Genomic DNA, 23,669 nt, shown 5'->3' with positions numbered 1-23,669 from the left:
ACGCCCGTCCCTGGGATTTGCGTCAAACGCCAATTCTGCATGCGGCCCGTCCCTTGTAGGAGCCGGGCTTGCCCGCGAATACGCCCGTAAGCCTTGCGCCCAGTCCAGCATCTGCACCGGCGGCAGTGTCCCTATGCCGGCGACGGCTCCAACGCGGTTATCGCCAGGCGCCGGCTCCTGCAGTACCCTGTGCGGCTATATCGACAGGTAATCCGTCCATTCCATGTTCTTTCTCATCGCCTACATCGCCAGCGTCGTGCTGATCAACTTCGCGTTTTCCAGCGCGCCGCACCTGGACATCATCTGGTCGGCCTGGGGCGGGTTGGTGTTCGTGCTCCGGGACATGGTGCAAACCCGCTTCGGCCATGGTGCGATCGTCGCCATGCTGGTGGCGTTGCTGTTGTCCTACGTCACCTCCGACCCGGCCATTGCCCTGGCCAGTGCCACGGCCTTCGCCGTGTCCGAGTGCATCGACTGGCTGGTGTTCACCATCACCCGACGCCCTCTGCACGACCGTCTGTGGATCAGTTCGGCCCTGAGCATCCCGCTGGATACCTTCATCTTCTTCGGCCTGATCGATGCCCTGACGCCCGGGGTGATTCTCACCGCGTTGGGCTCCAAGTTCGCCGGGGTCACCGTGGTCTGGCTGGCCATGGCCTGGCGCCAGCGCAAGGCCGTTCATCAGGACGCCCTGAAGGGATAGCCCGAACGGGGCGCAGGCCATACAGGCGAACCGCCGCAGTTCATGTAAAATGCCCGCCTTTCTTCCCAGCAGGTGCCCGGTGAGCGGGTGCCTTCGATGATCCGTTTCCTCGAGGACCTGAAATGACCCGTATCGGAACTCCACTGTCGCCGACCGCGACTCGCGTATTGCTTTGTGGCTGTGGTGAGCTGGGCAAGGAAGTGGTGATCGAGCTGCAACGCCTGGGTGCCGAGGTGATTGCCGTCGATCGCTATGCGAACGCGCCGGCCATGCAGGTCGCCCACCGCAGCCACGTGATCAACATGCTCGACGGCGGGGCCCTGCGCGCGGTGATCGAAGCCGAGAAGCCGCACTTCATCGTGCCGGAGATCGAGGCCATCGCTACCGCCACCCTGGTGGAACTGGAGACCGAAGGGTTCACCGTGGTGCCGACCGCCCGTGCCGCACAACTGACCATGAACCGCGAAGGCATCCGTCGCCTGGCCGCCGAAGAGCTGAAGCTGCCGACCTCGCCGTACCACTTCGCCGACACCTTCGAGGACTACAGCAAGGCGGTCCAGGACCTCGGCTTCCCCTGCGTGGTCAAGCCGGTGATGAGTTCCTCGGGCAAGGGCCAGAGCCTGCTGCGCAGCGTCGATGACGTGCAGAAGGCCTGGGACTATGCCCAGGAAGGCGGGCGTGCCGGCAAGGGCCGGGTGATCGTCGAGGGCTTCATCGATTTCGACTACGAAATCACCCTGCTGACCGTGCGCCACATCGGCGGCACCACGTTCTGCGCGCCGGTCGGCCACCGTCAGGAAAAGGGCGACTACCAGGAGTCCTGGCAGCCGCAGGCCATGAGTCCGGTGGCGCTGGCCGAGTCGGAGCGGGTCGCCAAGGCGGTCACCGAGGCCCTGGGCGGCCGTGGCATGTTCGGCGTCGAGCTGTTCATCAAGGGCGACCAGGTGTGGTTCAGCGAAGTGTCGCCGCGCCCGCATGACACCGGCATGGTCACCATGATTTCCCAGGATCTGTCGCAGTTCGCCCTGCACGCCCGGGCCATTCTCGGCCTGCCGATCCCGTTGATCCGTCAGTTCGGTCCATCGGCCTCGGCCGTGATCCTGGTCGAGGGCCAGTCGACCCAGACCGCTTTCGCCAACCTCGGCGCAGCCCTGAGCGAGCCGGATACCGCCCTGCGCCTGTTCGGCAAGCCGGAAGTCAACGGCCAGCGCCGCATGGGCGTGGCCCTGGCGCGTGACGAGTCGATCGAAGCGGCGCGGGCCAAGGCGACCCGTGCGGCCCAGGCGGTGGTTGTAGAGCTCTAAAACCGCGTCGTCCTATTCGCGCACAAGCCCGGCGCCTACAGGTCACCGCCGTACCTGTAGGCGCCGGGCTTCTCGGGACGCCGCACCGCCGCGAACCGCCAACGGCGGCCATACCCCACCGCTATCAGCCGACCTTGTCCAGATCGCTGTAGCGTGTCTCCTTCAGGCACAGAATGGCAATCAGGCTCAGCACCGCCGCCGCCGACACATACCCGCCGACCCAGCTCAAACCACCCATTGTCACCAGCTTCTGCGCAAAGAACGGCGCGGCCGAGGCCCCGACGATACCGCCCAGGTTATAGGCCGCCGAAGCACCGGTATAACGCACGTGAGTGGGAAAAAGCTCCGGCAGCAGCGCACCCATCGGGGCGAACGTCACCCCCATCAGGAACAGCTCCAGGCTCAGGAACAGCGCGACGCCCCAGGTCGAGCCGTGGCCCAGCAGCGGCTCCATGCTGAAGCCGGACAACAGTGCCAGCAGCGCACCGACGATCAGCACCGGCTTGCGTCCGAAGCGGTCGCTGGCCCAGGCCGCCAGTGGCGTGGCTGCCGCCATGAACAGCACGGCAAAGCACAGCAGGCCGAGGAAGGTCTCGCGGCTGTAGCCGAGGTTGGCGACACCGTAGCTCAGTGAGAATACCGCCGAGATATAGAACAGCGCGTAACACACCACCATGGCCACCGAGCCCAGCAGCACCGGTACCCAGTAGCGGCTGAACAGCTCGACCAGCGGCATCTTCACCCGTTCGTGACGTGCCACGGCATTGGCGAAGATCGGCGTTTCCTCGAGCTTGAGGCGCACATAGAGGCCGACGATCACCAGCACGGCGCTGAGCAGGAACGGAATCCGCCAGCCCCACGAGCGGAACTGCTCGTCGCTGAGGCTCATGGCGAGGATCAGGAACAGGCCGTTGGCCGCGAGGAAGCCGATCGAAGGGCCCAACTGCGGGAACATGCCGAACCAGGCACGTTTGCCCTCGGGGGCGTTCTCGGTCGCCAGCAACGCGGCGCCGCCCCATTCCCCGCCGAGCCCGAGGCCCTGGCCGAAGCGCAGCAGGCACAGCAGCAGCGGTGCCCACGCGCCAATGCTGGAGTAGCCGGGCAGCACGCCGATCAGCGTGGTGCACACGCCCATCAGCAGCAGCGAGGCGACCAGGGTCGACTTGCGCCCGATCCGGTCACCGAAGTGGCCGAACAGGATCGAGCCCAACGGGCGGGCGAGAAAGGCGATGCCGAAGGTCAGGAACGCCGACAGCATCTGTGCGGTACTGTCGGTCTGGGGGAAGAACACCGGTCCGATCACCAGCGCAGCGGCGGTGGCGTAGACATAGAAGTCGTAGAACTCGATGGCGGTACCGATGAAGCTGGCGGTCGCGACCCGGGCAGTGGAGTTCAGCGGTGTGGTCGATGGTGCGTCGAGGGTGGTGCTGGCAGTCATTACGCGGTTCCCTGAAAGTCTTGCTCGTAGGAATTGTTAGTAGTGAACACCCAGGGATAAGGGCTTGTGCCGGGCCGGTCGGGGTTCTGTCCGGCGCCGGGGGAGTTGCAGCGTGCAGGGCCGGAGGGCGGGTTGCGGGTGGGCAGGCGGTCCGGTGAGGCTGGGTAAGCCGATTCGATTATAGGAAGCCGCCCATGCATCGAACAAGAGCACCGCTCACCCGTGTAGCACCCGCCCCTGCCGGAGCCGGCTTGCTGGCGAGGGCGTTCTCGCCGGCACCATGGGCAGACGGGCTGAATGCCATAAGTGAAGGTGCTGCTTCGTCAGGGAGACGGAGGCGTGGGGGGCGCGCTGGTATGCCATGCCAGCACCCGGCTGACCCTGTTGTCCTCGGTTTCGAGGATCTCCAGGCGATAACGGCCGATCTTCAGGCAGACCGCGCTCTCCGGGATGGTCTCCAGGGCTTCGGTGACCAGCCCGTTGAGGGTCTTGGGGCCGTCGCAGGGCAGGTGCCAGCCCAGGCTCTTGTTCAGCTCGCGGATCGAGGCGGCACCTTCGATCACCAGTCGGCCATCGGCCTGGGGGTGGATGTGCGGGTTGTCGAGGCTGTGCTCGTTTTCGAATTCGCCGACGATCTCTTCGAGAATGTCTTCCAGGGTGACGATGCCCAGCACTTCGCCGTATTCATCCACGACCATGCCCAGGCGCCGCTGCTGCTTGTGGAAATTCAGCAACTGCAATTGCAGCGGGGTGCTTTCCGGAACGAAGTAGGGCTCATGGCAGGCGCTCAGCAGGGCGGGCAGGGTCAGGCTGGCATCGGGCAGCAGATGGCGGACCTGGCGGGTGTTGAGCACCGCTTCGACCTGGTTGATATCACTGTGGAACACCGGCAGGCGGGTGCGCTTGCTGTTGCGCAACTGCACGATGATGTCTTCGATCGGGTCGTCCAGGTTGATCCCGTCCACTTCGCTGCGCGGCACCAGGATGTCATTGACCGTGATGTTGTCCAGCGCGTGAATCCCGGACAGCAACTGTGGCCGGGTCGAATGTTCCTTGCCGGGCTCCTCCAGATCGACCGGCGGCATGTCCTCGTCGCTCTGCCTGACCGCGCCGGCCTTGCTGATGAAGGGCTTGAGCAGCAGGCGGGCGCTGCCGTTCAGCAACCAGGCCGCGGGATAGACGATCTTCAGGGGGATGCCGAGCAGGGCATTGCCGACCGCGAGCATGGCTTCGGGGTAGCGAGCGGCGAGCAGGCGCGGCAGGTAGTCGGCCAGCACCAGCAGGGCGACGGCACTGCCCAGGCAGGCCAGCCAGGGGCCGTGGTTGCCCCAGAGCAGCAGCGAGAGCAGGGTGGCGATGATCACCACGACGATGCGGCACAGGGTGTTGCAGAGGATCAGGCTTTCACGCGGGAAACTCAGGCGGGCCGCTGGCCTGTCCCCGGCGCGGGAGGCCGGACGCTGGGCCGTGAGCAGATGCTGGGCGACCTCGATGGCGGTGAACAGCGCCGACCACAGGATCAGCAGGGCCAATACGGCGAGCATCGGCCCGGCGGGCAGGTTGTCCATGTTCTCGGCCCGTCAGATGTGCAGGATGTATTCGCGAACCAGCTTGCTGCCGAAATAGGCCAGCATCAGCAGGCAGAAGCCGGCCAGGGTCCAGCGGATTGCCTTGTGCCCGCGCCAGCCGAGGCGGTTGCGCCCCCACAGCAGTACGCTGAACACCACCCAGGCCAGGCAGGCCAGCAGGGTCTTGTGCACCAGGTGCTGGGCGAACAGGTTCTCGACGAACAGCCAGCCGGAGATCAGCGACAGTGACAGCAGGGTCCAGCCGGCCCAGAGGAAACCGAACAGCAGGCTTTCCATGGTCTGCAGCGGCGGGAAGTTGCGGATCAGGCCCGAGGGGTGCTTGTTCTTCAACTGGTGGTCCTGCAACAGCAGCAGCAAGGACTGGAACACCGCGATGGTGAACATGCCGTAGGCGAGGATCGACAGCAGGATGTGCGCGAGGATGCCCGGCTCTTCGTCGATGATCTGTACCGTGCCCGATGGCGCGAACTGCGCGAGCAATACGGTCAGCAGTCCCAGCGGGAACAGAAGGAGCAGCAGGTTCTCCACGGGAATCCGCAGGCAGGCGACCAGGGTCAGGGCAATCACCGCGACGGCGATCAGGCTGGCGGCATTGAAGAAATCCAGGCCCAGGCCGACCGGGGTCGCCAGGTGGGCGCACAAGGCGATGGCGTGGGCCAGTACGGCGAAGGCGCCGAGCCCGACCAGCAGGCGCTTGTCGGCCTTGGCGCGCTGGCGCAGACGCGCGCCTTGATAGAGGGCCGCGGCGGCATACAGGCAAGCTGCGGCAATGCTGGTCAGAAAACTGGGTGACAGAGGAGACATAAGTCCTGTGAAGCAAGCCCGAAAGGGGCTGAGTTTGGCATATAACCGCCAGTCCACGAAAGACCGTGGCGCTAGTGCCGCGCACGCAGTCTCGTTATAATTCGCGATCTGCCCACGCTGCAGGCTCGCCAGGCGCATTTTTCCGTTCGCCGGCGGCCCATTACCTCAGTGGCTTCAAAGGATCGCGCATGTTTGAAAACCTGACCGACCGTCTCTCGCAGACGCTGCGCCATGTCACCGGCAAGGCCAAGCTGACCGAGGACAATATCAAAGACACCCTGCGTGAAGTGCGCATGGCGTTGCTCGAAGCCGACGTCGCCCTGCCGGTGGTGAAGGACTTCGTCAATTCGGTCAAGGAGCGCGCGGTCGGTACCGAAGTCTCGCGCAGCCTGACGCCGGGCCAGGCGTTCGTGAAGATCGTCCAGGCCGAACTCGAAAGCCTGATGGGCGCGGCCAACGAGGACCTGAACCTCGCCGCCGTGCCGCCTGCGGTCATCCTGATGGCCGGTTTGCAGGGCGCGGGCAAGACCACCACCGCCGGCAAGCTGGCGCGCTTCCTCAAGGAGCGCAAGAAGAAAAGCGTGATGGTGGTGTCGGCGGACGTCTACCGCCCGGCCGCGATCAAGCAGCTGGAAACCCTGGCCAACGATATCGGCGTGACCTTTTTCCCGTCCGACATCAGCCAGAAGCCGGTGGCCATCGCCGAAGCGGCTATCCGGGAAGCGCGGCTGAAGTTCATCGACGTGGTGATCGTCGACACCGCCGGCCGCCTGCACGTCGACGCCGAGATGATGGTCGAGATCCAGCAGTTGCACGCGGCCATCAAACCGGTGGAGACCCTGTTCGTCGTCGACGCCATGACCGGCCAGGACGCGGCCAATACGGCCAAGGCCTTCGGCGATGCGCTGCCGCTGACCGGCGTGGTCCTGACCAAGGTCGACGGTGATGCCCGTGGCGGTGCCGCGCTGTCGGTTCGCGCCATTACCGGCAAGCCGATCAAGTTCATCGGTATGGGTGAAAAGAGCGAAGCGCTCGATCCCTTCCACCCGGACCGGATCGCGTCGCGAATCCTCGGCATGGGCGACGTGCTCAGCCTGATCGAGCAGGCCGAACAGACCCTCGACAAGGAAAAGGCCGACAAGCTGGCCAAGAAACTGAAGAAGGGCAAGGGCTTCGACCTCGAAGACTTCCGCGATCAGTTGCAACAGATGAAGAACATGGGCGGCCTCGGCGGCCTGATGGACAAGCTGCCGAACATCGGTGGCGTGAACCTGGCGCAGATGGGCAACGCCCAGAATGCGGCGGAGAAGCAATTCAAGCAGATGGAAGCCATCATCAATTCCATGACCCCGGCCGAGCGCCGCGATCCCGAGCTGATCAGCGGCTCGCGCAAGCGCCGGATCGCGTTGGGTTCCGGTACCCAGGTGCAGGACATCGGCCGCTTGATCAAGCAGCACAAGCAGATGCAGAAGATGATGAAGAAATTCACCGCCAAGGGCGGCATGGCCAAGATGATGCGCGGTCTTGGTGGCATGCTGCCGGGTGGCGGCATGCCGAAAATGTAAGGAATCTGCGCCGGCCGTCGTGTCGGCGTTGCCCCGCAGGGATGCGGGGAACTCCAGCCAACCCGCATTGGCGGGGGCTGACCCGCCGTTCATCGCAACGGCTTCATGGCAGGTCTCTATTGCACGGCGCTGGACGCCGGAAAAAGGCATTGGCAAAAGTCCGGATATTCCTTAGAATATGCGGCCTTTCGGGCACCCATGCCCGCTGTGCATTTAGATTTGCAGCACCGACTACAGGAACGATGTTCACATGCTAACAATCCGTCTTGCCCTTGGCGGCTCCAAGAAGCGCCCGTTTTACCACCTGACCGTAACCGACAGCCGCAACGCTCGTGACGGTTCGCACAAAGAACAAGTGGGTTTCTTCAACCCGATTGCTCGTGGCCAGGAAGTTCGTCTGTCCGTGAACCAAGAGCGCGTCAACTACTGGTTGAGCGTTGGTGCACAACCTTCTGAGCGTGTTGCTCAGTTGCTGAAGGAAAACGCCAAGGCTGCGGCCTGAGCGATATGAACGCGACGCCTGCTTCTACCGATGATCTGATCGTTATCGGCAAGATCTACTCTGTTCATGGCGTTCGCGGCGAAGTAAAGGTCTATTCCTTTACGGATCCGATCAAGAACCTGTTGAACTACAAGACCTGGACGCTCAAGCGCGAGGGCAGTGTGAAACAGGTGGAGCTGGTCAGTGGACGCGGGAACGAAAAGTTCCTGGTCGCGAAGCTCAAGGGTCTCGATGATCGGGAAGAAGCTCGTCTTCTGGCCGGTTATGAGATCTGCGTGCCAAGCAGCCTGTTCCCTGAGCTGACCGACGGCGAGTACTACTGGTACCAGCTGGAAGGTCTCAAGGTCATCGACACCCTCGGGCAACTGCTCGGGAAGATCGATCACCTGCTCGAAACCGGCTCGAATGATGTCATGGTGGTCAAGCCTTGTCCGGGCAGCCTGGATGATCGCGAACGCCTGTTGCCGTATACCGAGCAATGCGTGTTGGCTGTCGACCTTGCCGCTGGCGAGATGAAGGTGGATTGGGACGCGGACTTCTAAGCAATGGCGAGCCTGCGCGTAGAAGTGATTACGCTGTTTCCCGAGATGTTTTCCGCCATCAGCGACTACGGCGTCAGCAGTCGTGCGGTGAAACAGGGGTTGTTGCAACTGACCTGTTGGAACCCGCGGGACTATACGACGGATCGACATCACACTGTGGATGATCGCCCATTTGGCGGTGGTCCGGGCATGGTGATGAAGATCAAGCCTCTCGAGGATGCCCTGGTTCAGGCCAAGGCGGCAGCGGGGGAGGCGGCGAAGGTGATCTACCTGTCGCCCCAGGGCCGGCAGCTGAATCAGTTGGCGGTTCGCGACCTGGCGAAAGAGGATGCCTTGATCCTCATTGCTGGTCGTTATGAAGGCATCGACGAGCGTTTCATTGAGGCTCATGTCGATGAAGAGTGGTCGATTGGGGACTATGTCCTGTCCGGTGGCGAGCTGCCGGCGATGGTCCTGATAGATGCGGTTACACGACTGCTGCCCGGAGCTTTAGGGCATGCGGACTCCGCGGAGGAGGATTCCTTCACGGATGGTTTGCTGGATTGCCCGCACTACACCCGTCCGGAGGTGTATGCGGATCAGCGTGTTCCCGACGTGTTGCTCAGTGGCAACCACGCACATATCCGGCGTTGGCGTCTGAAGCAGTCCCTTGGCAGGACCTCGGAACGACGCGCCGATCTTCTGGAAAGACGCTCGCTTTCTGGAGAAGAGAAGAAGCTGCTCGAGGAATACATCCGCGAGCGGGACGATAGTTAACAACGTATCGATGGTAGATCCGACGATTTACCTTAGGAGCACAGCATGACCAACAAAATCATTCTGCAACTCGAAGCCGAGCAGATGACCAAAGAGATCCCAGCCTTTGCCCCGGGCGACACCATTGTCGTTCAGGTGAAAGTGAAGGAAGGCGATCGTTCGCGTCTGCAGGCCTTCGAAGGCGTGGTAATTGCCAAGCGTAACCGCGGTGTGAACAGCGCGTTCACCGTACGTAAAATCTCCAACGGTGTTGGCGTAGAGCGTACCTTCCAGACCTACAGCCCGCAAATCGACAGCATGGCTGTCAAGCGTCGCGGTGACGTACGTAAAGCCAAGCTGTACTACCTGCGCGACCTGTCGGGTAAAGCAGCTCGCATCAAGGAAAAACTGGCCTGAGTCCAGCTTCCGATGCAGAAAAAAGCAGCCTACGGGCTGCTTTTTTGTTGCCTGGATTTTTATCCTTGGGCACTCTGACTTCGTTTGCCGTGTCACGCGTTTCGAGTCTTTATGCCAGCCATCGATCACCCTCTCATCGACCAGTTTCTCGACGCCCTGTGGTTGGAAAAAGGCCTCTCGGACAATACCCGCGATGCCTATCGGAGCGATCTGGCGCTGTTCAATGGCTGGCTGCAGGAAAAGGGCCTGGAACTGGCCAGTGCCGGGCGGGAACTGATCCTCGACCACCTGTCCTGGCGTGTGGAACAGGCCTACAAGCCACGCTCCACGGCGCGTTTTCTCTCCGGTGCGCGTGGCTTCTACCGCTACCTGCTGCGGGAAAAGCTGATTGCCGTCGACCCGACTCTGCAGGTCGAGATGCCGCAGTTGGGCAGGCCGCTGCCCAAATCCCTGTCGGAAGCCGACGTCGAGGCCCTGCTCAACGCCCCGGATCTGAGCGAAGCCATCGGCCAGCGCGACCGCGCCATGCTCGAGGTGCTGTACGCCTGCGGTCTGCGGGTGACCGAACTGGTCAGCCTGACGCTGGAGCAGGTCAACCTGCGCCAGGGCGTGCTGCGGGTGATGGGCAAGGGCAGCAAGGAGCGCCTGGTGCCGATGGGCGAGGAGGCGATCGTCTGGGTCGAGCGCTACCTGCGCGATGCCCGTGGCGAACTGCTCGGCGGGCGACCCAGCGACGTGCTGTTTCCCAGCCAGCGTGGCGAACAGATGACCCGCCAGACCTTCTGGCATCGGATCAAGCACCAGGCCCAGGTCGCCGGGATCAGCAAGTCGTTGTCGCCGCATACCCTGCGGCACGCCTTTGCCACCCACCTGCTCAACCATGGTGCGGACCTGCGGGTGGTACAGATGCTGCTCGGCCACAGCGACCTGTCGACGACCCAGATCTACACCCATGTCGCCCGTGCCCGCCTGCAGGACATGCATGCCAGGCATCACCCGCGCGGTTGATCCATACGGGCTTCGGCCCGGCCGGGCTTATGTGTTAGGCTCTAGCGGTTTGCTATGCGGGCGCTTGCAGTCGCTCCGTTTCAGAATGGACAGACCAGCCTGGCCCCGTGCCCGCTATCAGGAGTTCCCATGCGCTTGATCCAGATTTTCGCCGCCGCCGCCCTGGCGTTGGCCAGTACCTTCGCCCTGGCCGACGACGCGGCCGAACAGGCGATCCGCAAGAGCCTCGACAGCCTCCAACTGGAGACCCCGGTGGAGAGCATCACCGCCAGCCCGTTGAGTGGCCTCTATGAAGTCAAGCTCAAGGGCAGCCGTGTGTTGTACGCGAGTGCCGACGGCCAGTTCGTCATGCAGGGCTACCTGTTCCAGCTCAAGGATGGCAAGCCGGTCAACCTGACCGAGAAGACCGAGCGCCTGGGGATTTCGAAGCTGATCAACGGTATTCCGGTGGCGGAAACCGTGGTCTATCCAGCCATCGGCGAAACCAAGTCGCACATCACCGTGTTCACCGACACCACCTGCCCTTATTGCCACAAGCTGCACGCCGAAGTGCCGGCGTTGAACAAGATGGGCATCGAGGTCCGCTACGTGGCGTTCCCGCGCCAAGGGCTGGGTTCGCCGGGTGACCAGCAGTTGCAGGCGGTCTGGTGCTCGACCGACAAGCGCGCGGCGATGGACAAGATGGTCGAAGGCGAGGAAATCAAGGCGGCCAAATGCACCAACCCGGTTTCCCGGCAGTTCGCCCTGGGCCAGTCGATCGGTGTCAATGGTACACCGGCCATCGTTTTGGCCGACGGTCAGGTAATTCCAGGCTATCAGCCGGCCGCACAAGTCGCCAAACTGGCGCTGGCAGCCAAGTAATTCGGTCTCGTCGCAGTCCGTCTTCAGACGAGCACGACCGCGAGCCTCTGGCCCGCCGGTCTCAAACAGCAGGCCGCTGGTGGATCAGCGGCTGTTTTTCACGGCCGACCTCGTGTCGGCCGTTTCATGGGGAGTCAAGAGTGAAACCGGTCAAAGTAGGCATCTGTGGGTTAGGTACCGTCGGTGGCGGCACCTTCAACGTACTTCAGCGTAACGCCGAGGAAATTGCTCGTCGTGCCGGGCGTGGGATCGAAGTGGCACAGATTGCCATTCGCACGCCAAAGCCTCAGTTCCAAACGACCGGTATTGCGATTACCAACGATGTCTTCGAAGTGGCCACGAACCCTGAGATCGACGTCGTCGTAGAGCTGATGGGCGGCTATACCGTTGCCCGTGAGCTGGTACTCAAAGCGATCGAGAACGGCAAGCACGTGGTTACCGCGAACAAGGCGCTGATCGCCGTGCACGGTAACGAAATTTTCGCCAAGGCCCGTGAGAACGGCGTGATCGTGGCCTTCGAGGCCGCGGTGGCGGGCGGCATCCCGGTGATCAAGGCGATCCGCGAAGGCCTGTCGGCCAACCGGATCAACTGGGTGGCCGGTATCATCAACGGTACGGGCAACTTCATCCTCACCGAAATGCGCGAGAAGGGGCGTACCTTCGAGGATGTGCTGGCCGAGGCCCAGGCCCTGGGCTACGCCGAGGCCGATCCGACCTTCGACGTCGAGGGTATCGATGCCGCGCACAAGCTGACCATCCTGGCCTCCATCGCCTTCGGTATCCCGCTGCAATTCGACAAGGCCTATACCGAGGGCATCACCAAGCTGACCACCGCCGACGTGAACTACGCCGAAGCGCTGGGCTATCGCATCAAGCACCTGGGTGTGGCGCGCAGCACCGCCGCGGGTATCGAGCTGCGGGTTCACCCGACGCTGATCCCGGCCGATCGTCTGATCGCCAACGTCAACGGCGTGATGAACGCGGTCATGGTCAATGGCGATGCCGCCGGTTCGACCCTGTTCTACGGCGCCGGTGCCGGCATGGAGCCGACGGCCTCCTCGGTGATCGCCGACCTGGTCGATGTAGTGCGGGCCATGACCTCGGATCCGGAGAACCGTGTACCGCACCTGGCCTTCCAGCCGGACTCGCTGTCGGCTCACCCGATCCTGCCCATTGACGCTTGCGAGAGTGCCTACTACCTGCGTATCCAGGCCAAGGACCATCCAGGCGTACTGGCCCAGGTGGCGAGCATCCTGTCGGAACGCGGGATCAACATCGAGTCGATCATGCAGAAGGAAGTCGAGGAGCAGGACGGCCTGGTGCCGATGATCCTGCTGACCCATCGCGTGGTGGAACAACGCATCAACGACGCCATCGCAGCGCTGGAGGCCCTGCAGGGCGTGGTCGGCCCTGTCGTGCGGATCCGCGTCGAGCATTTGAACTGAGTTGGCATCGCCGACTGGAGAGGAATTTTTCATGCGTTACATCAGTACCCGCGGCCAGGCACCCGCGCTGAACTTCGAAGACGTGCTGCTGGCCGGTCTGGCCAGCGATGGCGGCCTGTACGTGCCGGAGAACCTGCCACGCTTCACCCAGGAGGAAATCGCTTCCTGGGCTGGCCTGCCCTACCACGAACTGGCCTTCCGGGTGATGCGCCCGTTCGTCACTGGCAGCATTCCGGATGCGGACTTCAAGAAGATCCTTGAGGACACCTACGGGGTGTTCGCCCATAACGCCGTGGCGCCGCTGCGCCAACTGAACGGCAACGAGTGGGTGCTCGAACTGTTCCACGGCCCGACGCTGGCCTTCAAGGATTTCGCCCTGCAATTGCTGGGGCGCCTGCTGGACTACGTGCTGGCAAAACGCGGCGAGCGCGTGGTGATCATCGGCGCGACGTCCGGCGATACCGGCTCGGCGGCGATCGAAGGCTGCAAGCACTGCGAAAACGTCGACATCTTCATCCTGCACCCGCACAACCGGGTATCGGAAGTGCAGCGCCGGCAGATGACCACCATCTTCGGTGAGAACATCCACAACATCGCCATCGAAGGCAACTTCGACGACTGCCAGGAGATGGTCAAGAACAGCTTCGCCGACCAGAGCTTCCTCAAGGGCACGCGGCTGGTGGCGGTGAACTCGATCAACTGGGCGCGGATCATGGCCCAGATCGTCTACTACTTCCACGCGGCGCTGCAACTGGGCGGCCCGGCGCGTTCGGTCTCGTTCTCGGTGCCGACCGGCAACTTCGGCGATATCTTCGCCGGCTACCTGGCGCGCAACATGGGGCTGCCGATCAACCAACTGATCGTGGCGACCAACCGCAATGACATCCTGCACCGCTTCATGAGCGGCAACCAGTACGTCAAGGAAACCCTGCATGCCACGCTGTCGCCGTCCATGGACATCATGGTGTCGTCGAACTTCGAGCGCCTGCTGTTCGACCTGCACGGTCGCAATGGTGCGGCCATCGCCGGCCTGATGGACACCTTCAAGCAGGGTGGCGGTTTCAGTGTCGAGCAGGATCGCTGGACCGAGGCGCGCAAGCTGTTCGACTCCCTGGCGGTGGACGATGCGCAAACCTGCGAGACCATTGCCGAAGTCTTTGCCCAGACTGGCGAAGTGCTCGACCCGCACACGGCCATCGGCGTCAAGGCGGCCCGCGAATGCCGCCGCAGCCTGGACACTCCGATGGTGATCCTGGGGACTGCGCATCCGGTCAAGTTCCCTGAGGCAGTTGAGAAAGCGGGTGTAGGAAAAGCGCTTGAACTACCTGCACACCTTTCGGATTTGTTTGAAAGGGAAGAGCGCTGCACGGTTCTGGCCAATGACCTTAAAGTCATGCAGGCCTTTGTCAGCCAGCATGGCAGCCGCGGCAAGCCGCTTTGACCGACTAGAAAGGTCACACTTTAGAGCCCGCCCCTTGGCGGGCTTTATCGTTTTTGCATGCCAAACTTTGCCCCCTGTTTTTCATTTCCATCGAATCAAAGGGGGCGGGTACTTCGCCATGGCGTTTCCGGGGAGATCGATCTATTCCATTCTGGCGTGGCTGTCATGGGTGATGCTGGCGAGTCTGCCGGGCGAGCTGATGGCCGCCCAGGGCTTGCCCTTCAATTTGCCCGCGTCGTTCGTCGAACTGCCCCGACTGCCCCTCGGCGCTGATGAGCGGCGCTGGCTGGGCAATGACCGGAGGCTGCGGGTGGGCATCTCGGTGGCCGATTATGAACCCATCGATATCACCAGCGACCGCAATCGCTACCAGGGCATCAGTGCCGACTATGTGGCCCTGATCCGCGATCGGCTCGGGGTGCAGGTGGAAGTGCTGGGGTTCGTCGAGCGGGACCAGGCCGTCGAGGCGCTGCTCGAGGGGCAGATCGATGTGCTGACCAGCGCCAACGGCTTCGAACGGGGCTTTCCCGAACTGGCCTTTTCCAGTGAATACATGCCGGATCGCTCGGTGATCGTCAGTCGCAGTGAAACCCCGAACCCCGACGATCTGCGAGGACGCAAGGTACTCCTGCTCGAAGGCTACGCCGATGCCGCGGTGGTGCATGCCACTTATCCCCAGAGCCGGATCATCCTCGCCCCGACCCTCTACAGTGCCCTGGAGGCACTGCTCCAGGGCGAGGTCGACGCCTTCATCGGCAATGAGGTCATCGTCAGGGCCTACAAGACCCTGCGCCCCTACATGGGCTTGCAGATCCGCGGGCAAAGCGCTTTGCCACCGATCGGTTTCGCATTCGCCACGCGCAAGTCGGAGCCTCTGCTCGGCGCCCTGATCCAGCGTGTGCTGGATAGCCTGGACGAAGCGGTACGGCGGGAGATCCTCGCGCGCTGGACCACCGGTTTCGGCTCGGACATCGCCCAGCCGCGAGTCGAGCTGACTGCGGCGGAGCAGGCCTGGATCGACAGCCATCCGCGGGTGAGCGTGGCTTCCCAGCAGTACCCGCCGTATATCTACAAGGATGTCCACAATCGTTGGGTCGGTCTCAATGCCGATCTGCTGGCGCGGATCTCGCGGATGACCGGCCTGCAGTTCGTCTTCGACGAGAGTTTCTCCACGGTCCAGACCCTGGAGATGCTCAAGGATGGTCGGGCCCTGATGAATGGCTCGCTGGCTGAAAGCCCCGAGCGCAAGGCCTTCCTGAATTTCACCTATGCGTTTGGCGGCAGTTCCTGGGTATTTGTCGTACCGGTCGATGCGCCCCCGCTGAGCTCGCTCAGCCAACTGGCCGGTCGCGTGCTGGCACTGCCCGAGGAACATGCACTGCAGGCCATGATCCGCCGCGAGTATCCCGATGTGGTGCTGCGTGGTGTCCGGACCCAGGAGGAGGCCAGGGCGCTGGTCGAAAGCGGTGCGGCGGCGGCAACCATCCAGAGCGACACCCTGGCCTATCTGCACCCTCCCGGCAGGCTGAAGGTCGGTCGTAGCGTGGAAGGGCTCTGGTCGGCGGACAGCTTCTCCGTCGCCAAGAGCTCTCCTGAGTTGCTCGGCATCCTCAACAAGTCCCTGGAGGCCTTTCCGGTCGCAGAGCTGCGGGCCTTGCGCATCAAGTGGCTGGGTGCCGTCCCGGTGGCTGCGCCGCCCTCGGTCTGGAAACGGGTGCCGCGTTGGGCCTATGGGCTGGCTGTTGCCCTGCTGGTGGTGGGCGGGGTCTCGCTCATCTGGAACCGTCGCCTGAATGTCCAGATTCGCCAGCGCCGCCAGGCCGAACGGCAGCTCAGTGACCGGCTGGCGTTCCAGCGCGCATTGCTCGACGGCATTCCCGATCCGATCTTCGTACGGGACCTGCAGGGGCGCCTGATCAGTTGCAATCGTAGCTATGAGCAACGCCTGGCGACGACGCTGGAGCAGGTGCGCGGGCGTCGAATCACCGAGGAGGGCCTGCTGCTGCCGGCGGTCGCGCAGGCGCTGCATGACGACTTCCTGTCGTTGCTGGAGAACCAGCAGCCGGTGTTCAGTGACCGGACGCTGGAGTTCCTCAATTGCAGCATCGATGTCTATCTGTGGATGGTGCCGTTCCACTCGGCGGGGGCGCAGTTGCAGGGGCTGTTGGGGGGCTGGATCGACATCACCGAGCGAAAGCAGCTCGAGGTGCAACTGACCGAGGCCCGCCGCCAGGCCGAGCGTGCCAGCCAGGCCAAGAGTGCGTTCCTGGCCACCATGAGCCATGAGATACGCACGCCCATGGCGGCGATCATCGGCCTGCTCGAGGTCGAGCGGGAGCAGGCACTGGCCCGTGGGCAGGTGTTCTCGCAGGGGTTGCAGGTAGCCTACCAGTCGGCCCGGGAATTGACCGCGCTGATCGGCGACAGCCTTGACCTGGCCAAGATCGAGGCCGGTGGCATGCGCCTGGTGCCGCAGCCGACCGACTTGAGAAACCTGCTTGAGGGAGTCGTGCAACTGTTCGAGGCATTGGCCCGGGACAAGGGCGTCGTCCTGAGCCTGGGTATCGATCCGCTGCTGGCGAGCCTGTATTGGCTCGATCCGCTGCGTTTGCGGCAGATCCTGCACAATCTGATCGGCAATGCGCTGAAGTTCACCAGCCGGGGATTCGTCCGCGTGCGGGTCCTGCGCTGTGCACAGGTGGCGGGCACTGACCGCCTGCGTATCGATATCGAGGATTCCGGCCGGGGCATCGGCCCCGAGCAGCAGGCGATGCTGTTTTCGCCCTTCGTCCAGGCCCACGGCGATGCCGATGCGGGGCATGAGGGCACCGGCCTGGGGCTGAGCATCTGCAAGCAACTGGTGGAGTTGATGGACGGCTCCATCGAACTTGAGAGCCAGCCGGGGCTGGGCACCCGCGTGCACATCGAGCTGGCGTTCAGGCGCGAAACGCAACCTGTGCTACCCGCACCGTCGAACGGCGCAAGGTGTCGCCTGCCGTGCCTGAACGTGCTGATCATCGATGACCTGTCCGCCAACCGCCTGGTGCTGCAACAGCAGCTCGGCTTTCTCGGGCAGAACGTCGAGGCCTGCCAGACCGCGCAGGCGGCGTTGCAGGCCTGGCAAGGCCGGCATTTCGACCTGGTCATCAGCGATTGCAACATGCCCGGCATGAGCGGCTATCAACTGGCACGGGCCCTGCGCCAGCTGGAGACCGAGGCGCAACGGCCACCCTGCATGATCGTCGGTTGTACGGCCAATGCCATGAGCGACGAGCGCCAACGCTGCCAGCAGGCCGGCATGAACGACCTGCTGGTCAAGCCGGTTCTTCTTGACGACCTGACTCGGCTGTTGACGCAGATCGTGCCCCGGGAAAGCTCCTTCGACATCCAGACGCTCATCGACATGACCCACGCCGATGCCGGCGTGCTCCAGCACATGCTGCTGGAATTGTGGCGAAACCTGCGCGACGAGCGTGCCGAACTGCAATCGCGGCTTGGCCTGGACGACTGGGACGGCGTGGCGGCCTGCGTGCATCGCCTCAAGGGGATCGCCTGTCTCGTCGATGCGATTGCCCTGGCGCAGGCCTGCGTCGACATGGATCACTGCGTACGCCTGAGGCAGCCCGAGCAGTTGCCCGCGACCGGGCAGGTGCTCAAGGCCGTGATCGATCGGATGATCGCCGACATCGAGCCGAACCTGCAGGAAAAACCGGCACTTTAGGACTTGTCCTATGGGGAACCCCGGGCAGCCTGGCTAAGGTGGAAGGCCGATGCGGATAACCACCGCTTCCACCTGCGGAGATCATCGATGCGTTCGCTCAGGATCCTGATTCTTGAAGACAATCCCTTTCAACTGATGGCCTTGCATCAGATGCTCAATGCCAATGGCGTCTTTGATGTGCTCACTGCCGAAAATGTCGAGAGTGCGCGCCTGTCGCTGACCAATCGCGGGCCGGTGGACATTGCCATCTGCGATCTGCAGTTGGAGGAGGGTGATGGCCTGGAACTGATCCGGCACCTGGCGGAAACCCGCGAGGCCCAGGCCCTGATCATTCTCAGCAGCCTTGACACGGAACTGCGCGAGGGCGCCGCCCACATGGCCCGGCAACAGGGGTTGCATGTGCTGGGCTGCCTGCTCAAGCCTGCCACGGCAGCCATACTCGGTGAGCTGCTGGCAACCTATCAACGCCGTTTCGGCCGCCAGCGGCCCGGTCTGCCGTTGGCCCAGGTCTGTGAACTGCTGTCGCTGGACGAGTTGCAGGCGGGGGCCGGGCCTGGCGCGATCCGCAAGTACTGCGAGGCCTTCTTTCAACCGAAGGTCAGTGGCGATGGCCGGGTGCAGGGAGTCGAGGCGCTGGCCCGCTGGCAACACCCGGAGCAGGGCACGCTGCTGCCCGATACCTTCATCCCGGTGCTCGAGTATGCCGGGCTTTCCCAGGCCCTGACCTGGCACATGCTCGAGCAGGCCATCGGGCTGTCGATGGAGGTGTATCTGGGAACCGACCAGTATCTGCCGGTGACGGTGAATATCCCGGGGTTGATGGTGGAACAGGCGGATTTCGCCGGCCAGCTTGGCGAACTGCTGGCCCGTTTCGAACTGCCCGCCGAATGCTTGACCCTGGAGGTGATCGACGGCACCGACTGCACCAGCGAGGCGGCCCAGGCCGAAGGCATGTTGCGTTTGCGGATGCTCGGCTGCCAGCTGTCGATCGGTGACTTTGGGGTCGCCGGTGCCGGGCTGCAGAGGTTGCTTGAGTTGCCTTTCTCGGAGTTGAAGATCGCCCCGCGTTTCGTCAGCGGCATGGCCGAGGATTCACGCAGACGCTCGATCGTCGCCGGGGTGTTGAGCATGGCCAAGGGCATGGGGTTGCGTGCGGTCATCACTGGGGTTGGAACCGACGAGGAATATCGGCTGACCCGGGAACTGGGCGACGTGTTGGTTCAGGGGCGATTCATTGCCGCGCCGATGAGTCGTGCCGAACTGCTGCCCTGGTTGCAATGGGCAGGGCTCGCCAACGTCCCCGAGCGAGAGCGCCAGCCTGGCTAGAGCTAGGACAACCCCTGTTCCTGCAGATACAGAAACAGCGCGGCATCGTTGGGTAGGCCCAGCTTGCGCATCGCGCTGATTTTCTGGGCACTGACGGTCTGCTTGCTGCGGCACAGGCGTGCGGCGATCTCACCCACCGTACGGCCCGCCGCCAGCAGACGGGTGACTTCCAGTTCCCGCGGTGAAAGCAGTTCCGGGTCACCCAACCGGTGCGTACCGACCTCCCCGGCCAGGGCCAGGGTCTGGCGCACGGAGTCGGCCACGAACACCTTGCCCTGGCGCACATGCTGGATGGCCATGGGCAATTCATTCGCCAGGCTGGCCTTGCTCAGCAGCCCCATGACCCCCTGATCGAGGATGTAGCGGAACAGTCCGGCATTGTTGAGCATGGTGACGACCACGAGCGGCAGGGCCGGGTAGTTGCGCAGCAGGGCCTCGATCATCCGCAGGCCGTCGTTCTGGTCCGCCGTCGGCATCATGAAGTCAGTCACGAGCGCATCGCAGGGGGTGCTGTCGAGCCGATCGAAGAGTTCCCCCGGCGTACTCGCTTCGCCAACGACACGTAGTGCGGGTGTTCGTTCGAGGACGGCCCGCAGGCCGATCAGGAATATCGGATGATCATCCGCCAGGACGATCCGTAGTGGCATCTGTGACGACGAGCTCAAGACAACTCTCCGGTGGCGCAGTGGCGATGTGGCTGAAAACTAAGCAAAAAAGAACAGATGTTCTGGCCTGTGTCTGTGAGTAAAGCCGACGCGGCTTGTAGTAAAAGTCTAAAAACCATTGATCTGATTTTAGCCGCGCTTTCCCCGCTGTTTTTTCCTTGTCATCTTTCTGGTTCATGTTCGGTAGATGTCGATCAGTTCGCAGGACCTGGGAGGTCCCGGCGAACTTTCTTCTCCGACTGGCGGTCACTGACTCCAGGCACCTTTGTTTTCGACCTTTAGGCTTTTGACTATTGAGTGGTGATCGAGATGGAAAGTATCAGCCTGTTGCTCAATGAAGCGCTGAGTCCGTATGCCGTAACCCTGACGCCTTCGGGCGGGCACGGCGAGTGCGTGCTGAGCGTGAGTGGTGTTGCCGGACCGGTTCTGGTGGAGCGTGAGGTCAATCAGGCGCAATTGACCGACAAACGCCTGCTGACGGACGTGGTCGATGGCCTGCATCGTGATCTGCGCATTGCTGAAGGGCGCCTGGAGCCCTGCGTGATTGCGGCCCTGCGTCATGCCGCCGAACATCGAGGCGCGCGCAGCGCCAGCCGGTAGATTTTTTTGGAACCTTCCTTCCGTAGTCGCTGTCAGAATTTATAACGGCAAGAGCAGGCATTGTGCTCCGGTGTTTGTGGCTTGTCGTACTGGTCTTTGTAGGCCACGTTTAGCCCCGAGTCGTCTCCCCACTTCTCGGGGTTTCTTTTGCCCGAAATTCGTCACTGGTCATCGGGAACCAGGAAAAATCCCTTGGCATCTTCCCGGTATTTTTCCCGCTCGGCCGGCGCCAGCCAGCGCGCATAGAGTTCCACCAGCCTGTCCTGGCGCAGTTCGCGCAGGATCTCGTTGATATGGGGAATCGCCGCGCGACCTTGCGGCGTGTTGGAGCAGGCGATCCGGATGAACTGATAAGTGGCTGTATCCCTGATCGGATAGAACGCCAGGTCGTCTTCGGCGATCTGTTGCTGGCGGGCCTGATAGCGAACCTCCACACCGTAGCCGAGCAGCGCCTTCAGGCGTCCCATGCGCTGCATCTGCAGCAGGCTGCCAAGGGCGTCGTTGCCGTAGTGACGTACCAGGTACTGTTCGTTGGTGTGGGACAGCACATCATCGATCGGATGGCCGTAGCTGCGTTCGGCGATGATCCCCAGTTGCAGGCTGTGGCTGTTCAACAGTGCGGCGAGATCGACCTGGCCCTCGACCAGAAAGGGTTCGACCAGCCCGCGGTCCTTCTGTCGAACCACCAGCCCGTTGCTGGTGGTACCCATGCTGCGAATGGAAAACAGCATTTTCTGCGCCCGTGCCGGTGTCCACAGCAGCGCCGGGTCGCAGGTGAAGGCTGGGCTGTCGAGCATTTGCATGCCCCGTGCCCGGTTGACCCGCAGTATGGTGTGGTCGTACTCCGGCAACCGCTCCATCAGCAGCGGCAGCATCTGGTCCACGGCCCCCTGGCCCTGTTGCGGCCCATCGAAAATGCTCAGGGGCGGCAGGTCCCGCAGCAGCCAGATCAGGGTCTCCCTGGCCTGCGCGCCAGGTGACAGCACTCCGATCAATATCGCCAACAGCGTGGGAACGAGGCGTCGCCACAAGGCACTGGGAGTCATGAGGTGAATACCTTCCTCGGCTTGAAACCAGTCGTTGGTTAGCGTCACACGTCAAATGGCGCCACTTTCACGCAGTCGGGCAATGCCTGCCGCATCGTAGCCAAGGCTGCCCAGCACCTCGGCGTTGTGTTCGCCCAACCGCGGCCCGACCCATTCGCTGGAGCCAGGTGTTTCCGAGAGTTTCGGCACGATGCCGGGCATCTTGAAGTCCTTGCCGTCCGGCAGCTTGGCCTGCAGGAACATTTCCCGGGCGAGGAATTGCGGATCGCCGAACATGTCCTCGGCACTGTAGATGCGGCTGGCGGGGACTTCGGCCGCCGCCAGTACGGCGAGCACCGTGTCCAGCGGCTGGGCGTTGGCCCAGCGGTCGATCACGCCATAGAGTTCGTCACGTCGGCTGTCGCGCCCGTCGTTGCTGGCCAGTTGCGGGTCGTTCGCCAGGTCCTCGCGGCCGATGGCCAGCATGAAGCGCCTGAAGATCGCGTCGCCGTTGGCGCCGATCTGCACATGCCGGCCATCGGCGGTGGTGTGGATCGACGACGGGGTGATACCGGGCATGATATTGCCGGTGCGTTCGCGGATGAAACCGAACACGTCGAATTCCGGCACCATGCTTTCCATCATCGCGAAGATGGCTTCGTACAGGGCGACATCCACCATTTGTCCCTGGCCGCCGTTCACTTCGCGATGACGCAGGGCCATCAGCGCCCCGATCACGCCCCACAGTGCGGCGATCGAGTCGCCGATGGAAATGCCGGTGCGTACCGGCGGGCGGTCCTCGAAACCGGTGATGTAGCGCAGCCCGCCCATGGATTCGCCGACCGCCCCAAAGCCCGGCTGGTCCTTCATCGGCCCGGTCTGGCCGAACCCGGACAGGCGCACCATGACCAGCCTGGGGTTCAGCGCATGCAGGGTCTCCCAGCCCAGGCCGAGTTTTTCCAGGACGCCGGGACGGAAGTTTTCGATCAGGATGTCGGCTTCGCTCAGCAGTTGCTTGAGAATCGCCAGTGCGTCCGGATTTTTCAGGTTCAGTGTCAGGGATTTCTTGTTACGCGCCTGGACGAACCACCACAGCGACGTGCCCTCGTAGAGCTTGCGCCACTTGCGCAACGGATCGCCGCCGTCCGGCGACTCGACCTTGATCACCTGTGCGCCGAATTCGGCGCAGATCCGCGAGGCGAAAGGGCCGGCGATCAGGGTTCCGAGTTCGATGACTTTCAGGCCCGAGAGAGGTTTGGCGGCGACTGACATGGACGATCCTGTAGGACAAGATAGGGGTTGTAGAGCCTTTTAACATGGCGCGCGTCATCTTCCTAACCATCGACAGTCGTTGATTGACCCGGGTATCGGTTAGACTGGCCACCTTTCCCGTCTTTAGAAGCCCTGTTCATGGCCCAGCCGTCCACGACCTACAAGTTCGAACTCAACCTCACCGACCTGGATCGCAACGTCTACGAGAGCGTCAAGCAGACCATCGCCCGCCACCCTTCGGAAACCGAGGAACGCATGGCGGTACGGCTGCTGGCCTACGCCCTGTGGTACAACGAACTGCTGGCATTTGGTCGCGGTCTGTCAGAGGTAGACGAACCAGCGCTGTGGGAAAAAAGCCTGGATGATCGGGTATTGCACTGGATCGAAGTCGGCCAGCCGGACGCCGAACGCCTGACCTGGTGCTCGCGTCGCACCGAGCGCACCAGCCTGCTGGCCTATGGCAGCCTGCGGGTCTGGGAAGGCAAGGTGGTGCCGGCGGTGAAGAACCTGAAGAACGTCAATATCGCCGCGATCCCCCAGGATGTGCTGGAAACCCTGGCCCAGGACATGCCGCGGGTGATCAAGTGGGACGTGATGATCAGCGACGGCACCGTCTTCGTCACCGACGACCGTGGCCAGCACGAAGTCCAGCTCCAGTGGCTGCTGGGCGAGCGCGGCTGAGTCCGGCCGCCGTTTCAACTCCCGC

General features: G+C 63.0%; 21 protein-coding genes. 15 read left to right on the top strand and 6 right to left on the bottom strand.

The genetic code is table 11. The features are described 5' to 3' along the window. The first annotated feature begins 223 nt into the window (after window positions 1-223). Both PF66_RS03240 and purT read left to right on the top strand, forming a co-directional pair. Window positions 224-703 (top strand): preQ0 transporter, encoded by a 480-nt coding sequence (locus PF66_RS03240; protein WP_054059202.1) that lies wholly within the window; start codon window positions 224-226, stop codon window positions 701-703. Between the two features lie 122 nt (window positions 704-825). Beyond that, a complete protein-coding gene (gene purT / locus PF66_RS03235) occupies window positions 826-2,007 on the top strand; it encodes a formate-dependent phosphoribosylglycinamide formyltransferase (protein WP_054061876.1) in 1,182 nt (393 codons plus the stop codon). 124 nt (window positions 2,008-2,131) lie between these two features. Here the strand turns inward: purT and PF66_RS03230 are convergent, their stop codons facing one another. The 3 genes from PF66_RS03230 to PF66_RS03220 all read right to left on the bottom strand — a co-directional run bounded on the left by PF66_RS03230 (window position 2,132) and on the right by PF66_RS03220 (window position 5,838). Beyond that, a complete protein-coding gene (locus PF66_RS03230) occupies window positions 2,132-3,445 on the bottom strand; it encodes an MFS transporter (protein WP_054059200.1) in 1,314 nt (437 codons plus the stop codon). A 323-nt stretch (window positions 3,446-3,768) separates the two neighbouring features. Continuing rightward, window positions 3,769-5,013: a transporter associated domain-containing protein gene (locus PF66_RS03225; protein ID WP_054059199.1), complete on the bottom strand. Its 1,245-nt coding sequence runs from the start codon at window positions 5,011-5,013 to the stop codon at window positions 3,769-3,771. 12 nt (window positions 5,014-5,025) lie between these two features. Then, the gene (locus PF66_RS03220) at window positions 5,026-5,838 is read right to left on the bottom strand and encodes a cytochrome C assembly family protein (protein WP_054059198.1); all 813 of its coding nucleotides are present in this window, start codon (window positions 5,836-5,838) and stop codon (window positions 5,026-5,028) included. Between the two features lie 188 nt (window positions 5,839-6,026). On the opposite strand from PF66_RS03220, the gene ffh reads away from it, so the two are divergent. The 11 genes from ffh (at window position 6,027) to PF66_RS03165 (ending at window position 19,401) form a co-directional block, all read left to right on the top strand. Beyond that, complete coding sequence (gene ffh / locus PF66_RS03215; RefSeq protein ID WP_054059197.1) at window positions 6,027-7,403, top strand: signal recognition particle protein; 1,377 nt, start codon at window positions 6,027-6,029, stop codon at window positions 7,401-7,403. Between the two features lie 250 nt (window positions 7,404-7,653). Continuing rightward, on the top strand, window positions 7,654-7,905 hold the full coding sequence (rpsP, locus tag PF66_RS03210; protein WP_017904965.1) for a 30S ribosomal protein S16: 252 nt from the start codon (window positions 7,654-7,656) through the stop codon (window positions 7,903-7,905). Between the two features lie 5 nt (window positions 7,906-7,910). Next, complete coding sequence (gene rimM / locus PF66_RS03205; RefSeq protein ID WP_054059196.1) at window positions 7,911-8,447, top strand: ribosome maturation factor RimM; 537 nt, start codon at window positions 7,911-7,913, stop codon at window positions 8,445-8,447. 3 nt (window positions 8,448-8,450) lie between these two features. After that, window positions 8,451-9,203: a tRNA (guanosine(37)-N1)-methyltransferase TrmD gene (gene trmD / locus PF66_RS03200; protein WP_054061875.1), complete on the top strand. Its 753-nt coding sequence runs from the start codon at window positions 8,451-8,453 to the stop codon at window positions 9,201-9,203. Between the two features lie 45 nt (window positions 9,204-9,248). Further along, entirely contained in the window at window positions 9,249-9,599 is a 351-nt protein-coding gene (gene rplS / locus PF66_RS03195) for a 50S ribosomal protein L19 (RefSeq protein WP_017904968.1), read from the top strand. 111 nt (window positions 9,600-9,710) lie between these two features. Then, window positions 9,711-10,607, top strand: a complete 897-nt coding sequence (xerD, locus tag PF66_RS03190) for a site-specific tyrosine recombinase XerD (protein WP_054059194.1) — start codon at window positions 9,711-9,713, stop codon at window positions 10,605-10,607. Between the two features lie 129 nt (window positions 10,608-10,736). Next, window positions 10,737-11,468 carry a DsbC family protein gene (locus tag PF66_RS03185; RefSeq protein ID WP_054059193.1) on the top strand — a complete coding sequence of 244 codons (732 nt, stop codon included), beginning with the start codon at window positions 10,737-10,739 and terminating at the stop codon, window positions 11,466-11,468. A 140-nt stretch (window positions 11,469-11,608) separates the two neighbouring features. After that, complete coding sequence (locus tag PF66_RS03180) at window positions 11,609-12,913, top strand: homoserine dehydrogenase (RefSeq protein ID WP_054059192.1); 1,305 nt, start codon at window positions 11,609-11,611, stop codon at window positions 12,911-12,913. A 31-nt stretch (window positions 12,914-12,944) separates the two neighbouring features. Further along, window positions 12,945-14,354 carry a threonine synthase gene (gene thrC / locus PF66_RS03175; protein WP_054061874.1) on the top strand — a complete coding sequence of 470 codons (1,410 nt, stop codon included), beginning with the start codon at window positions 12,945-12,947 and terminating at the stop codon, window positions 14,352-14,354. A 199-nt stretch (window positions 14,355-14,553) separates the two neighbouring features. Then, window positions 14,554-18,075: an ATP-binding protein gene (locus PF66_RS03170; protein WP_054061948.1), complete on the top strand. Its 3,522-nt coding sequence runs from the start codon at window positions 14,554-14,556 to the stop codon at window positions 18,073-18,075. Between the two features lie 87 nt (window positions 18,076-18,162). Next, complete coding sequence (locus PF66_RS03165; protein ID WP_054061873.1) at window positions 18,163-19,401, top strand: EAL domain-containing response regulator; 1,239 nt, start codon at window positions 18,163-18,165, stop codon at window positions 19,399-19,401. A gap of 2 nt (window positions 19,402-19,403) precedes the next feature. On the opposite strand, the gene PF66_RS03160 is transcribed toward PF66_RS03165, so the two are convergent. After that, window positions 19,404-20,048 (bottom strand): response regulator, encoded by a 645-nt coding sequence (locus PF66_RS03160; protein WP_081006000.1) that lies wholly within the window; start codon window positions 20,046-20,048, stop codon window positions 19,404-19,406. 327 nt (window positions 20,049-20,375) lie between these two features. Here PF66_RS03160 and PF66_RS03155 point away from each other — a divergent pair, with 327 nt between their 5' ends. Further along, complete coding sequence (locus tag PF66_RS03155; protein ID WP_054061872.1) at window positions 20,376-20,666, top strand: DUF3509 domain-containing protein; 291 nt, start codon at window positions 20,376-20,378, stop codon at window positions 20,664-20,666. Window positions 20,667-20,827: 161 nt separating this feature from the next. Here the strand turns inward: PF66_RS03155 and PF66_RS03150 are convergent, their stop codons facing one another. Together PF66_RS03150 and PF66_RS03145 are read right to left on the bottom strand one after the other, a co-directional pair. Further along, window positions 20,828-21,712 (bottom strand): TIGR02285 family protein, encoded by an 885-nt coding sequence (locus PF66_RS03150; protein ID WP_054061871.1) that lies wholly within the window; start codon window positions 21,710-21,712, stop codon window positions 20,828-20,830. Window positions 21,713-21,763: 51 nt separating this feature from the next. Further along, complete coding sequence (locus PF66_RS03145; protein WP_054061870.1) at window positions 21,764-22,963, bottom strand: CaiB/BaiF CoA transferase family protein; 1,200 nt, start codon at window positions 22,961-22,963, stop codon at window positions 21,764-21,766. A gap of 138 nt (window positions 22,964-23,101) precedes the next feature. Here PF66_RS03145 and PF66_RS03140 point away from each other — a divergent pair, with 138 nt between their 5' ends. Next, the gene (locus tag PF66_RS03140) at window positions 23,102-23,644 is read left to right on the top strand and encodes a YaeQ family protein (protein WP_054059185.1); all 543 of its coding nucleotides are present in this window, start codon (window positions 23,102-23,104) and stop codon (window positions 23,642-23,644) included. Window positions 23,645-23,669 lie beyond the last annotated feature (25 nt).

The organism is Pseudomonas asplenii (assembly GCF_001293465.1).
Taxonomy (GTDB): Bacteria; Pseudomonadota; Gammaproteobacteria; order Pseudomonadales; family Pseudomonadaceae; genus Aquipseudomonas; species Aquipseudomonas fuscovaginae_B.
Note: the sequence above shows the minus strand (reverse complement) of the source record. Positions and strands in the feature narration are given on the sequence as shown.

Coding starts and splice junctions, on each gene's coding strand:
- PF66_RS03140 (WP_054059185.1), top strand. CDS start 23,102: ATGGCCCAGCCGTCCACGACCTACAAGTTCGAACTCAACCTCACCGAC.
- trmD (WP_054061875.1), top strand. CDS start 8,451: ATGGCGAGCCTGCGCGTAGAAGTGATTACGCTGTTTCCCGAGATGTTT.
- PF66_RS03230 (WP_054059200.1), bottom strand. CDS start 3,445: ATGACTGCCAGCACCACCCTCGACGCACCATCGACCACACCGCTGAAC.
- PF66_RS03185 (WP_054059193.1), top strand. CDS start 10,737: ATGCGCTTGATCCAGATTTTCGCCGCCGCCGCCCTGGCGTTGGCCAGT.
- purT (WP_054061876.1), top strand. CDS start 826: ATGACCCGTATCGGAACTCCACTGTCGCCGACCGCGACTCGCGTATTG.
- PF66_RS03225 (WP_054059199.1), bottom strand. CDS start 5,013: ATGGACAACCTGCCCGCCGGGCCGATGCTCGCCGTATTGGCCCTGCTG.
- ffh (WP_054059197.1), top strand. CDS start 6,027: ATGTTTGAAAACCTGACCGACCGTCTCTCGCAGACGCTGCGCCATGTC.
- rplS (WP_017904968.1), top strand. CDS start 9,249: ATGACCAACAAAATCATTCTGCAACTCGAAGCCGAGCAGATGACCAAA.
- rpsP (WP_017904965.1), top strand. CDS start 7,654: ATGCTAACAATCCGTCTTGCCCTTGGCGGCTCCAAGAAGCGCCCGTTT.
- rimM (WP_054059196.1), top strand. CDS start 7,911: ATGAACGCGACGCCTGCTTCTACCGATGATCTGATCGTTATCGGCAAG.
- xerD (WP_054059194.1), top strand. CDS start 9,711: ATGCCAGCCATCGATCACCCTCTCATCGACCAGTTTCTCGACGCCCTG.
- PF66_RS03145 (WP_054061870.1), bottom strand. CDS start 22,963: ATGTCAGTCGCCGCCAAACCTCTCTCGGGCCTGAAAGTCATCGAACTC.
- PF66_RS03155 (WP_054061872.1), top strand. CDS start 20,376: ATGGAAAGTATCAGCCTGTTGCTCAATGAAGCGCTGAGTCCGTATGCC.
- PF66_RS03165 (WP_054061873.1), top strand. CDS start 18,163: ATGCGTTCGCTCAGGATCCTGATTCTTGAAGACAATCCCTTTCAACTG.
- thrC (WP_054061874.1), top strand. CDS start 12,945: ATGCGTTACATCAGTACCCGCGGCCAGGCACCCGCGCTGAACTTCGAA.
- PF66_RS03240 (WP_054059202.1), top strand. CDS start 224: ATGTTCTTTCTCATCGCCTACATCGCCAGCGTCGTGCTGATCAACTTC.
- PF66_RS03170 (WP_054061948.1), top strand. CDS start 14,554: ATGGCCGCCCAGGGCTTGCCCTTCAATTTGCCCGCGTCGTTCGTCGAA.
- PF66_RS03150 (WP_054061871.1), bottom strand. CDS start 21,712: ATGACTCCCAGTGCCTTGTGGCGACGCCTCGTTCCCACGCTGTTGGCG.
- PF66_RS03220 (WP_054059198.1), bottom strand. CDS start 5,838: ATGTCTCCTCTGTCACCCAGTTTTCTGACCAGCATTGCCGCAGCTTGC.
- PF66_RS03160 (WP_081006000.1), bottom strand. CDS start 20,048: ATGCCACTACGGATCGTCCTGGCGGATGATCATCCGATATTCCTGATC.